General features: G+C 33.8%; 13 protein-coding genes. 12 read left to right on the forward strand and 1 reads right to left on the reverse strand.

The features are described from left to right. The first annotated feature begins 1 nt into the window (after position 1). The 6 genes from AC1RPT_RS02580 to AC1RPT_RS02605 all read left to right on the forward strand — a co-directional run bounded on the left by AC1RPT_RS02580 (position 2) and on the right by AC1RPT_RS02605 (position 5,698). Positions 2-457 (forward strand): arginine repressor, encoded by a 456-nt coding sequence (locus AC1RPT_RS02580; protein ID WP_481761248.1) that lies wholly within the window; start codon positions 2-4, stop codon positions 455-457. Between the two features lie 58 nt (positions 458-515). Next, positions 516-2,192 carry a DNA repair protein RecN gene (recN, locus tag AC1RPT_RS02585; protein ID WP_481761249.1) on the forward strand — a complete coding sequence of 559 codons (1,677 nt, stop codon included), beginning with the start codon at positions 516-518 and terminating at the stop codon, positions 2,190-2,192. A 62-nt stretch (positions 2,193-2,254) separates the two neighbouring features. Then, positions 2,255-3,466 (forward strand): betaine/proline/choline family ABC transporter ATP-binding protein, encoded by a 1,212-nt coding sequence (locus AC1RPT_RS02590; RefSeq protein WP_481761250.1) that lies wholly within the window; start codon positions 2,255-2,257, stop codon positions 3,464-3,466. 2 nt (positions 3,467-3,468) lie between these two features. Beyond that, complete coding sequence (locus AC1RPT_RS02595; protein WP_481761251.1) at positions 3,469-4,098, forward strand: ABC transporter permease; 630 nt, start codon at positions 3,469-3,471, stop codon at positions 4,096-4,098. A gap of 24 nt (positions 4,099-4,122) precedes the next feature. Then, entirely contained in the window at positions 4,123-5,043 is a 921-nt protein-coding gene (locus AC1RPT_RS02600; RefSeq protein WP_481761403.1) for an osmoprotectant ABC transporter substrate-binding protein, read from the forward strand. Position 5,044: 1 nt separating this feature from the next. Beyond that, entirely contained in the window at positions 5,045-5,698 is a 654-nt protein-coding gene (locus AC1RPT_RS02605) for an ABC transporter permease (RefSeq protein ID WP_481761252.1), read from the forward strand. Positions 5,699-5,739: 41 nt separating this feature from the next. On the opposite strand, the gene AC1RPT_RS02610 is transcribed toward AC1RPT_RS02605, so the two are convergent. Then, a complete protein-coding gene (locus AC1RPT_RS02610) occupies positions 5,740-6,072 on the reverse strand; it encodes a hypothetical protein (protein ID WP_409022619.1) in 333 nt (110 codons plus the stop codon). 180 nt (positions 6,073-6,252) lie between these two features. Between AC1RPT_RS02610 and gmk the strand changes: the two genes are divergently transcribed. From gmk to rsmB, 6 genes are all read left to right on the forward strand, one after another. After that, positions 6,253-6,873: a guanylate kinase gene (gmk, locus tag AC1RPT_RS02615; RefSeq protein ID WP_481761253.1), complete on the forward strand. Its 621-nt coding sequence runs from the start codon at positions 6,253-6,255 to the stop codon at positions 6,871-6,873. Then, the gene (gene rpoZ, locus AC1RPT_RS02620) at positions 6,870-7,085 is read left to right on the forward strand and encodes a DNA-directed RNA polymerase subunit omega (RefSeq protein ID WP_409022617.1); all 216 of its coding nucleotides are present in this window, start codon (positions 6,870-6,872) and stop codon (positions 7,083-7,085) included. The genes gmk and rpoZ overlap by 4 nt, the downstream gene beginning before the upstream one ends. 113 nt (positions 7,086-7,198) lie before the next feature. Continuing rightward, a complete protein-coding gene (gene coaBC, locus AC1RPT_RS02625) occupies positions 7,199-8,401 on the forward strand; it encodes a bifunctional phosphopantothenoylcysteine decarboxylase/phosphopantothenate--cysteine ligase CoaBC (protein ID WP_481761254.1) in 1,203 nt (400 codons plus the stop codon). A gap of 30 nt (positions 8,402-8,431) precedes the next feature. Next, on the forward strand, positions 8,432-10,852 hold the full coding sequence (gene priA, locus AC1RPT_RS02630) for a primosomal protein N' (protein ID WP_481761255.1): 2,421 nt from the start codon (positions 8,432-8,434) through the stop codon (positions 10,850-10,852). A gap of 14 nt (positions 10,853-10,866) precedes the next feature. Further along, entirely contained in the window at positions 10,867-11,814 is a 948-nt protein-coding gene (gene fmt, locus AC1RPT_RS02635) for a methionyl-tRNA formyltransferase (RefSeq protein ID WP_481761256.1), read from the forward strand. Further along, complete coding sequence (rsmB, locus tag AC1RPT_RS02640; RefSeq protein WP_481761257.1) at positions 11,811-13,163, forward strand: 16S rRNA (cytosine(967)-C(5))-methyltransferase RsmB; 1,353 nt, start codon at positions 11,811-11,813, stop codon at positions 13,161-13,163. Before fmt ends, rsmB begins: the two co-directional genes overlap by 4 nt. Positions 13,164-13,169 lie beyond the last annotated feature (6 nt).

Here is a 13,169-nt window from a genome sequence, read left to right on the forward strand (position 1 = left end):
AATGAAAAAGCAAGAACGGCAACGTTATGTTCGTGAATTATTGAAGAACAATAATATTGATAAGCAGGAAGATTTTGTGAGTTTGCTTAAAAAACAAGGGATTACAGTCACACAAGCAACTATTTCTAGAGATATTAAAGAAATGCAATTAATTAAAGTGCCATCTGCTGATGGAACTTACAGTTATAATTTACCTGTTCAAAAAAAATTGAATACAGAAAAAAAATTAACTAAAACGTTAAAAGATGCTTTTATATCAACTGATGTTCAAAATGAAATGTGTCTCGTTAAGGTGACGCCAGGAAGTGGTCCAGCAATCGTATCTTTAATTGAACAAATGAATTATTCATTTGTTTTTGGTACTTTAGGCGGAGATGGATCAGCTCTAATTATCTGTCACTCGAACAAAGATGCGTTAAAGTTAAGTAAAATTTTAAATGAGATTGTAACTGAATAGATAGAAATAAAATCTGTGACATTTGTTTCAGATTTTTTCTATTAAAGGGGTGAAAAAAATGTTACAAGAATTGACAATAAAAGATTTTGCCATTATTGATTCTTTGAATATCGATTTCATGGCTAATATGACAGTTTTAACAGGTGAAACTGGTGCGGGTAAATCCATTATCATTGATGCTTTGGGCCTCTTATCAGGTGGTAGAGGGTCCCAAGAATTTATTAGAAAAGATGCAAAAAAAATGGTGCTACAAGGACTCTTTATGCCAACTGAAAACTCAAATACGTTAACGAAGTTGGACCAATTAGGTATTGGCCATGATGATAACTCTGTGATTTTACAACGTGAAATACATAGATCTGGTAAAAATATTTGTCGCATAAACGGTATGTTGGTTAACACGAGTACACTAAAATCAATTGGTGAAACGTTAGTTGATATTCATGGCCAAAATGAACATCAAGAATTAATGCAACAGGATAAGCATTTGGGCATGTTAGATGAATATATTAAAAATGATATTCAAACACTGAAGCATAGTTATCAAGAAGCATTTGAATACTATCAAAACCTAAATAAGTTACAAATAAAAAGACAAACAAATCAAAACGAATGGGCACAACGATTAGATATGTTACATTTTCAAAAAGATGAAATTGAAAGTGCAGATTTAATTGAAAATGAAGAAGACATATTAAGCGCTGAAAAAGAACGTCTAGAAAATTTTCAAACTATTAATCAGTCACTGGATGCAAGTTACCAAGCGTTATCGGGTGATGATGAAAATACAGTTGACCATGTTGGTGTTGCAATGTCTAACATGCTAAAAATTGATAATTTAGATAGTGAATATAAAGACTTAGCAGAACGGTTGTCGTCAGCCTATTATATGCTGCAGGATGCATCTAGTGACCTATTGCGTCAGTTAGACTCCCTGGAATGGGATGAGCAACGATTAAATGAGATTGAAAATAGGCTTGAATTAATTGTACAATTAAAACACAAATATGGTGATTCTGTTGAAAAAATATTAGCTTATTTGAGTCTTATATCTGAAGAATTAATTGAAATGGAAGCAACTGAAGGTAATGCAGATGATTTAGATAATCAAGTTAATTTAGCTAGAAAAGAAGCCCATAAATTGGCTGATAAATTAACTAATGTTCGAAAAAAAGCAGCCATCATTCTACAAAAAGAAGTGCATAAACAGTTAAGTGAGTTGTATATGGACAAAGCCGTTTTTGAAGTTAAATTTGATTCACTCAATCAGTTAAATAGTACCGGACAAGATAAAGTTGAATTTTATATTCAAACAAATGTTGGGGAAACAATGGGGCCATTAGCTAAGATTGCTTCTGGTGGTGAACTTTCTCGAATGATGTTAGCGTTAAAGACAATTTTTTCTAGGACGCAAGGTGTCACAAGTATTATATTTGATGAAGTTGATACAGGAGTTAGTGGACGTGTTGCCCAGGCAATTGCTGAAAAAATTAATCAAATTGCCCAACAATCACAAGTTCTATGTATCACACATTTGCCACAGGTTGCTGCAATTAGCGAGCACCATTACTTTATAGCTAAAGAAGTGATTTGTGAACGTACAGAAACATCTATTAAATTGTTATCTAAGGAAGATCGTATTCAAGAAATTGCTCGAATGCTTGCCGGTTCTGAGATTACACCTTTAACTGTTAAACATGCTGAAGAATTACTAAATACGGCACAAAAAAAATAATTAAAACCAAGGTACTACTATGAATAGATGATTGGTTAGTTATAAAAAAGGAGAGTACTAATATGCTTAAGTTTGATAAAATATCAAAAATTTATAAAGGTAATAAAGCTGTAGATAATTTTAATTTGGAAGTTCAAGATGGTGAATTCATTTGTTTCATCGGAACATCTGGTTCAGGTAAAACAACTACTATGAGAATGATTAACCGTATGTTGACACAAACAGAAGGTACAATCACTATTGATGGTAAAGATATAGCCAAAATGGATCCCGTTAAATTACGTCGTAAAATCGGATATGTTATTCAAAATATTGGTTTAATGCCACATATGACTATTCGTGAAAATATTACATTAGTACCAAAATTATTAAAATGGCCTGAAGAAAAAAGAGATGAACGCGCTAAAGAAATGATTAAATTAGTTGAACTACCAGAATCATATTTAGACCGTTACCCATCTGAACTTTCTGGTGGGCAACAACAAAGAATCGGAGTTGTCAGAGCTTTAGCTGCTGATCAAGATATTATCTTGATGGATGAACCTTTTGGTGCGCTTGATCCTATTACTAGAGAAGCTTTACAAGATTTAGTTAAAGATTTACAAGAACGTTTAGGTAAGACATTCGTTTTTGTTACTCATGATATGGATGAAGCTTTAAAATTAGCAACACGAATTGTTGTTATGTCTGAAGGAAAGATTGTTCAAGCAGATACACCCGATAATATTTTGAAAAATCCAGCAAATAAATTTGTTGAAAACTTGATTGGTCAAGATAGACTTATCCAAGCTCGTCCAAGTATTACAACTGTTGGTCAAGTTATGTTAGCTAACCCAGTTTCAATTACACCAGGTAAGTCATTAGTAACAGCTATTCGTTTAATGCATGATCGTCGAGTTGATACGTTGTTAGTTACTGATGATGCTGGTATTTTAAAGGGTTATATTGATATTGAAAGCTTAGATTATAGTTTCAATACATCAAGTAGTGTCAGCGATATTATGAACAAAGATATTTTCTATGTTAAAGAAGATTCATTAGTTCGTGATACTGTTGAACGTATTTTAAAACGTGGATTTAAAAATGTACCTGTTATTAATAAAGATGGTATATTAGTCGGAATTGTAACCCGCGCTACCCTAGTTGATATTGTTTATGATGCACTTTGGGGTGATGAAAATAGTGCTTCTCATGAAGAAGTAACTAAAATAATGACGTCAGACTCAGGTACAGATACCGATGAAACTAGCCCAAGTTCAACGAAGGAGGGTTAATAATGACTTCATTTTTACAAGAATATGGGGCAATGATTGTCTCAAAATTATGGGAACATATTGAAATTTCAGGAATGGCATTATTTTTTGGAGTAGCAATAGCTGTTCCTTTAGGAATTTTACTAACAAGATTACCTAAGACAGCCAATATTGTAATTGCAATTGCTAGTATGTTGCAAACAATTCCTGCTTTAGCTTTACTAGCCATGATGATTCCTTTATTTGGGATTGGTAAGTTACCAGCTGTTGTAGCATTATTTATCTATTCGTTGTTACCAATATTAAGAAATACGTATATTGGTATTAAAGAAGTGGATCCAGTGTTAAAAGACGCTGCTAAAGGGATGGGTATGACTAATTTGCAGTCGATTCTGCAAGTTGAATTAGTTATGGCATCTCAGGTTATTATGTCTGGAATTCGTTTAGCTGCAACTTATGTAATTGCTTGGGCAACATTAGCTTCATATATTGGTGCTGGTGGCTTAGGGGATATGATTTTTAATGGATTAAATTTGTATCAACCAAAATTAATTTTAGGCGGTACAATTCCAGTTATCTTATTAGCCTTACTAGTTGATTTTATACTTGGACAGGTTGAAAAAAAGGTAGCACCAAAAACAACAAGAAATTAAGGAGGCTTTAACATGAAAATTACGATGAAAAAAATACTTGTTAGCTTAAGCCTTCTGTTTGCCGGTGTGAGTCTATCAAGTTGTGGGTTTCCTGGTTTAACAGGTGGCTCTGAATCGACAATTAAAATTGTCGCACAATCAACGACGGAATCTCAAATTATTGGATCAATGCTACAACAATTGATTGAACATGAATCAGATAATCAAGTAGAACTGATAAATAATTTAGGTTCTGGTACATTAAGTTTTAATGCACTCAAAAACGGTGATGCAGATATATCATCTGCTAGATATACAGGAACTGACTTAAGTGCGGTATTAAATAAACCAGTAGAAAAAGATACCGTTAAAGCTAATAAAATAGTTAAAGATGGATTCGAAAATAGATTCCAAATGAAATGGTTTGATAGTTTAGGTTTTGCTGATACTTATGCATTTATGGTTACAAAAGAGACAGCTAAAAAGTACAATTTAAACACAGTATCTGATTTAAGAAAAATTGAATCTAAATTAACAGTCGGTGTTGATGCCAACTGGATTAGCCGTGTAGGTGATGGTTACGATGGTTTCCAAAAAGAATATAATATTAAATTTGGTAACATTTATCCTATGCAGATTGGATTAGTCTATAGCGCTTTGGCAAAGGGTAAAATGGATGTTGTTCTTGGATATTCAACTGATGGCCGAATTAAGAGTTATGATCTGAAAATTTTGAAGGATGATCGTCACTTCTTCCCACCATATTCAGCAAGCCTTGTTGCAAATGATTCTATCTTGAAGGAACATCCTGAATTAACACCGCTTATTGATCGACTTAAAAACAAAATTAATTTATCAACAATGCAATCATTAAATTACAAAGTTGATAATGATTTTTACGAACCAGCAGTAGTTGCAAAACAATTCTTAGAAGAACATCATTACTTCGAAAAGGCGGGTGATTAATATGAATACTTTTGATCAATTGATGTCTTATTTTAGTAATAATGGGTTATATGTTTTACAAGAATTTACAAGACATTTTTTAATTTCAATATATGGTGTGATAATTGCTGCAATTATTGGGATTCCAATCGGAATTTTTATCTCAAAACATCATAGATTGAGCGATGTAGCAATAGGTGCTGCTAATGTTATTCAAACTGTACCATCATTAGCAATGTTATCTATTATTATGTTGGGACTAGGTTTAGGTGTTAATACAGTTATTGTAACTGTTGCACTTTACTCACTATTACCTATTTTAAAAAATACGTATTCAGGGATGATTAATGTTGATCCTGGCGTTCTTGATTCTGGTAAAGGGATGGGAATGACGAGACTTCAAATCCTTTATATGATTGAGTTACCGTTATCATTATCAGTTATCATGGCCGGAATTAGAAATGCATTAGTTGTTGCAATTGGTATTACAGCAATTGGTTCATTTATTGGTGCAGGTGGACTTGGAGATATTATTATCCGAGGAACAAATGCAACTGATGGAGCAGCTATTATTTTAGCTGGTGCATTGCCAACAGCTCTAATGGCCGTTATTGCTGATGCAATTTTGGCACTTATTCAAAGAAAATTTGATCCAACAACAATTAAACGTAAATAAAAAAATGGTCATTTTCTAGTTGTTATAGAAAGTGACCATTTTTATATTGAATCGATTAAAGCGATATAACGGAGTTGATTATCAGTAAGAAGGTAAGTGATATTCGTATATTGCGTTTTAAATATTAATTGATTAGAACCAGAACGTCGGTGTAAGGTACCACGAAGTTCTTGGAATTCTTTTTGAAATCCAGTTGGATTTAATTGTAAAATAATTGTTTTTTTCATTTTTAAAACTTTTTCTGTAAAGAGTGCTAATTGAAATTGAGGCATTTGTGGTCTTAAAATAAAGTCATCTAAATCAAAAATTTTATGATATGAATATTGTAGTGTTGAGCCAATAGTTTGAATTGTTGTTTGTTGTTTATTTTGCATAATAAAGTTCCTCCCCGAACGTTTGTTTGTATTTTCATTATACGAACAAACGTTCGGTAAAGCAAGTGTTAATTTATAATATATTTAAAAGATGACAACAGCGCATAAAAAGCTTGAATAATAGCCGTAAAAAGTGCATACTATTTATTAATACTTATCTTAGAGGAGTTTACAAATTTAATGGCTAATCGTGGAATGTTGATCGTACTATCTGGTCCATCAGGGGTCGGTAAAGGAACCGTAAGAAAAGCAATTTTTGACCAAGCTGACAATAAGTTTCTTTATTCAATTTCAATGACCACTCGTAAAATGCGAGAAGGCGAAGTTGATGGTGTTGACTATCATTTTGTATCAAAAGAAGAATTTGAGAATGAAATTTCAACGGGCGGTATGTTAGAATACGCCAAGTATGTTGACAATTACTATGGAACACCGTTAAAATATGTAAATAAGATGCTTGACGCTGGTCAAGATGTCTTTCTTGAAATTGAAGTACAAGGTGCTATGCAAGTTCGAGAAAAAATTTCTGATGGTTTATTTATTTTCTTAACGCCACCTGATTTGATGGAATTAAGACAAAGAATTACAGGACGTGGAACGGATGATTCTGCAACTATTGATAAACGAATGACAAAAGCCATTGGTGAGATTGATATGATGCAGAATTACGATTACGCGGTTGTTAATGATGAAATAAATGATGCTGTTGAAAAAATTCAAACGATTATTAAAGCTGAACGTTGGCGTGTAAAACGATTTTTACCTGACTATAGAAAACAATTAGGAGATGTATTTAAATGATTTTATATCCTTCAGTAGATGACTTATTGAAACAAGTAGATTCAAGATACTCATTAATTATGTTAGCAAGTAAACGTGCCCATGAATTAGATGCTGGCGCTCTACCAATGCTTTCTAATTACAAATCAAAAAAGAATGTTGGACGTGCTTTGGAAGAAGTTGTTACTGGTGATTTAATTATTGATCCAGTTGAAAAAGAAGATATTCGTTAATCTGATTAAATGAAAAGGAGTTAAGACAAGCTAATTGTCCTAACTCCTATTTTATTTCTTAGAAAATTGATACAATAGAGAATAGAATAAATTCGGTATGGGGGCGACATGAAATGACACTTGAAAATAAAAAAATCGGTCTTGTTGTAACAGGTGGTATTGCAGCGTATAAAAGTTTGGGATTAGTCCGAGCACTAATTAAACAAGGTGCTAGCGTTCGAGTTGCGATGACCAAAGCTGCAACTGAATTTGTAACACCCTTGAGTTTTGAAACGTTGAGTAAAAATAGGGTGTTAACTGATTTATTTTCAGGAAAAGAGTCTGAGCATGTTGCACATATTGAATTTGCAGACTGGGCAGAATTAATGGTTATTGCACCAGCGACAGCAAACATTATCGCAAAAATGGCCAATGGTATCGCAGATGATTTTGTTTCAACCACTTTATTAGCAACTGAGGCACAAAAAATTGTTGTGCCCGCAATGAATGAACATATGCTAATGAATTCTGCTACACAACGTAATCTTAAATTTTTAGGACGAAATAACATTCAGATTATTGAACCAGAAATAGGCTTTTTAGCAGAAGGTTATTCAGGTAAGGGACGTTTTCCCGAATTAAATGTGATAATGTCAGTTATTCAAACTTCCTTTGAGGATAGTGACAAACCATTAGAAGGTAAAAATGTCTTAGTGACAGCTGGTGGTACACGAGAACGAATCGATCCAGTTCGTTTTATCGCTAATGATTCTTCTGGTAAAATGGGTTTCGCAATTGCGATTGAAGCGCAAAAGTTAGGTGCTAATGTCACCTTAATTAGCGGAATAAGCCAGTTGCCAGACCCAATTGGCGTGACAACAATTAGAGTTACAACTGCGTTAGAGTTATCTGAAGCTATCAATAAGCGATTTGATGACCAAAATATTTTGATAATGGCAGCAGCTGTTTCAGATTATCGTGTACAAAATGTTGCAGATCAGAAAATAAAAAAAGCTGAATCTACTTTAACGTTAATATTAGAAAAAAATCCAGATATTTTAAAACATTTGGGCCAAATTAAGCAAAATCAGTATTTAGTCGGATTTGCTGCGGAAACCCAAAACGGACTAGAAAATGCACAAGAAAAATTAGAAAAGAAAAATTTAGATTTATTGGTTTTAAATGATGTCTCAAATTCTGCCATTGGATTTAATAGCAATGATAATGAGGTAACACTGCTTAGACCAAACAGAAAAAATGATTTCATAAAGCAAACAAGTAAAAAGCAAATTGCTAAGGAATTATTAGCTACTATTATAAGCGATGTAGTAAAATAAGCAGTTAATTAAATGAAAGGAGGTTTCAGTATGTCACAATATGCAAAAATTATCGTTGATGTTCCTACGATGCAAACGGACCAGCCATATACGTATTCAATCCCAGCAGTATTAACAAATCAGATTGAGATTGGCATGCGGGTTATTGTACCATTTGGGAATGGTAAACGATTGGTTCAAGGATTTGTAATTGATCTTTTTGATAAGAATGAGTTCGATGGTCATGTAAAAGATATTCAATCAGTCGTTGATTTAAGACCTGTTGTGAATACTGAATTATTAGACTTATCTGAGTGGATAGCTAATGAAACCTTTTCCTTCCGTATAACTGCCTTACAAATGGTTTTACCGAGTGTCATGCGTGCAACCTATAAAAAGCGAGTTCGTTTAATTGACGAAATTGATGAAGATTTACAAGATAAATTATTTCAAGGTCAAGATTCTATTGAATTTGATCCAGAACATATGGATGCTCAAATAATTAAAGAATTATTACAACTTACCAAGGCTGAAAAGGCTGAGATGATTTATGAAGTTGGCAATAAAGCTAAAGTTAAAATGCAAATATCAATCCAACCAAAACTTGGATTCGAAGCATATGAAAATATTCGAAGTGGTTTACGTAAAAATGCTAAACAACAGCACTTATTGATTGACTATCTACAATCACTCACTGAAGATAGCTTGATTCCTCAGAAACAAGTTGTTGAGGAAATAGGCGTGACACCTGCAACAATTACAGCTGGAGCAAAAAATGGTTGGCTTGAAAAAGTTGAGACTGAGGTATATCGGGACCCATATAAAGACACAATTATTGAGCCAACCAATATGCAAGAATTAACCTCAGATCAAGAGGTTGCGGTGCTAGCTGTCGATGAGGCTATTAAAAGTGGAACTAATACAACATTTTTACTTCAAGGTGTGACGGGGAGTGGGAAAACAGAAGTTTATTTGCAGACAATCGCAAAAGCGCTAGAACTTAGAAAAACAGCTTTGATGCTTGTACCAGAAATAGCTTTGACACCCCAAATGGTTAAGCGAGTTAAATCACGATTTGGTAATCTAGTTGCGGTCCTGCATAGCGGTTTGTCTGACGGTGAGCGTTATGATGAATGGCGCCGGATTGAGCGTAAAGAAGCGCAAGTAGTTGTCGGTGCACGTTCAGCCGTTTTTGCACCATTAGATAATATTGGCGTTATTATTGTTGATGAAGAGCATGAATCGAGCTATAAACAAGATGAAACACCAAGGTATCATGCAAGGGATGTTGTTCTTTGGAGAAGTAAAAGACATCAGTGTCCTGTCATATTGGGTAGTGCAACACCATCCCTCGAATCTCGTGCTAGAGCTCAAAAAGGCGTGTATGAGTGGTTACAATTACCTCAACGTATAAATGGTCATCCCATGCCAGAAGTTACGCTAATTGATATGAGAGAAGAAATGAAAAAGACTGGTGAGAGTAATTTTTCTGAGCCACTTAGACATGAAATTACTAAGCGCCTTGAGAAAAATGAACAGACTGTTTTAATGTTAAATCGTCGTGGGTTTTCATCTTTCGTAATGTGCCGAGATTGTGGATTCGTGCTACCTTGTCCTAACTGTGATACTTCTTTAACATTGCATATGGATACTCATACAATGAAATGTCATTATTGTGGACATGAAGAAGGTATTCCTAAAACTTGTCCTAACTGTCATAGTCGAAAAATTAGATATTATGGTACAGGTACGCAAAAAGTTGAAGAAGAACTTAAAACGTTATATCCAGAGGCTAAAATTTTACGAATGGACGTTGATACGACACGTAAAAAAGGCGCACACGAAAAAATCCTAGCTAAATTTGGCGCAAAAGAAGCTGATATTTTATTGGGTACACAAATGATTGCGAAAGGGTTAGACTTTCCTGATGTGACGTTAGTTGGCGTTCTTAATGCAGATACAGCACTTAGTTTGCCTGATTTTAGATCAAGTGAAAGAACGTTCCAATTATTAACCCAAGTGAGCGGTCGAGCTGGTCGAGCTGAAAAAGAAGGACATGTTATTATCCAAACTTTTAATCCAGATCACTACGCGATTCAATATGCGAAGCATCATGACTATGAATCATTTTATAAAAAAGAAATGTCAGTTCGACATATGGAAAATTATCCACCATATTATTATACAATTCAGCTCACTGCTAGTTATACGGATGAGGCTGGAGCAGCGAAAAAAATGTTAGAAGCAGTTCAATTTTTAAAACCAGTGTTATCAAAGAATGCGATTATTCTTGGACCAACACCAAAATCAATTATGCGTGTTAATAATCGTTTTTATTATCAAGTGGTTATTAAGTATAAATCAGAAGGTCAATTAAAAGAACGACTAAGAGAGTTAATGACTAAATCTCAAGCCGAAGTTCGAAAAGGTTTAAAATTAACGATTGATTCTGAACCAGTAAACTTTATTTAAATTAAGGAGATATTATGACGTCAATTGTATTTATGGGAACACCAGAATTTTCAGCTCCAATTTTAGAAAGTTTAATTGAAAACGGCTATGACGTGAAAGCTGTTATGACACAACCAGATCGAATGGTTGGGCGAAAACGTATTTTAACGCAATCACCAGTAAAACAAGTTGCAGTAAAACATGGTATTGAGGTATTACAACCAGAAAAATTAAGTGGCAGCGATGAAATGGCCAAAGTAATTGCAATGGCACCCGATTTTTTGGTAACTGCAGCATTTGGACAATTTTTACCAACAAAATTATTAGAATCTGCTAAAATTGGTGCAATAAACGTCCATGGTTCACTATTACCTAAATATCGTGGTGGCGCACCAATTCAATATGCTATTATGAATGGTGAACAAGAAACAGGTATTACCATTATTTATATGGTTAAAAAAATGGATGCTGGAAATATTATTAGCCGTCGTGCAATTAAAATTGAAAATAATGATGATACTGGTTCAATGTTTGAAAAATTAAGTTTATTAGGTAAGGAACTATTACTTGAAACATTACCAAAACTAATTGATGGTACAAGTGAATCAACACCACAAAATGAAGATAAAGTAACCTTTTCACCTACCATTAAACCAGAAGAAGAAGCCCTTGATTTTTCAAAAACGGCTAATGAAATAGACTGGAAAATTCGTAGCTTAAGACCGGTACCTGGTGCATATACGATTTTAAAGGGTAAGAGAACTAAAATATGGGATATAACTGTACTAGATAAAAAAACTATTTTATCTGCTGGAAAAGTAGTTGAAGTAGCTAAAAAATCACTTGAAATTGCTTGTGGTGATGGGACCGTATTAGCTATTAATTCGCTTCAACCAGATGGTAAATCAAAACAAACCATTGTCGACTACCTAAACGGTAGTGGGCAAGGAATAAAAGAAGGACAACAGGTGATTGATGTATGACAACTGATTTAAAAACGACACCCCGATTCTTAGCAGTTGATCTTTTAACAAGAGTTGCTAAACAAGGGACGTATTCAAATATTGCGTTGAACCAAGTGATTAAGAATAATCATATGGAAGTTCGGGATGCTCATTTATTAACACAACTAGTTTACGGTGTTATCCAAAGACGTCTCACTTTAGAATATTGGTTGGCACCATTTGTTAAAAATCCTAGCAAAATGGATAATTGGGTTCAAGAATTACTATTGAGTGCCATTTATCAGATGCATTATCTTGATAAAATTCCAACTCGCGCAATTTTTAATGAATCAATTGAAATTGCAAAACGAAAAGGCCATGCAGGTACGCGTAAATTTGTTACTGGTGTTTTACATGCAATTGAGCGTGAAGGTATCCGTCCTGTTTCTGAAATTAAAGATGATATTGAACGTTTGAGTATTGAAAGTAGTACACCAGTTTGGTTGGTAAACGAATTAATTAAACAAGTAGGCTTAGAAAAAGCGACACATTTGTTGGCTTCAATCAATGAAGCACCTGATCAATCTGTTAGAGTAAATACAGCTAAAGCAACTGTCGAAGAAGTCATTGAAAAAATGGAAAATGAAGGCTTTGAGGTGAAACGTAGTCAAGTTTCACCAGTTGGGTTATTAGTGACTAATGGATTTGCTCCTGATAGTGGCGTTTATCACGATGGGTTAATTACGATTCAAGATGAAAGTGCAATGTTAGTTGCTGACGCAATGAATATTCAACCAGGTGATAAAGTTTTAGATGCATGTGCCGCACCAGGTGGAAAAACAACCCATATTGCATCATTCCTAGATGAAACTTTATTTGGTGAAGTTGTAGGGTTAGATATTCATGCACACAAAGTTAAATTAATCGGTGATAATGCTAAACGTTTAGGTTTATCTAGTGTTGTTGAGGAGATGGTATTAGATGCACGTTTAATTTCAGAAGAATTTGATAATGAATATTTTGATTCAATTCTTGTTGATGCACCTTGTTCTGGAATTGGATTATTACGTCGTAAACCAGAAATTAAATATGAAAAAACATTAGCTGATTCAAATAATTTACAAAAAATTCAATTAGCTATTTTAGACAAAGTGGCACCAACTTTGAAAAAAGGTGGTCGCTTAACTTATAGTACATGTACTATTTTAGATATTGAAAATAAGGATGTTGTTAACCAGTTTGTTGAAACTCATCCTGAATTTAAAGTGATTGAAACGCCAACTGCTTTGGCATTAAAAGAAAATAGAGACGATAAAGAATTAACTATTTATCCGGATGATTATCATTCAGATGGATTTTTCATTACATGTTTAGAAAAACAACTTTAGACTCGA

This window comes from Dellaglioa sp. CoH-56-MRSF-11 (assembly GCF_056782135.1).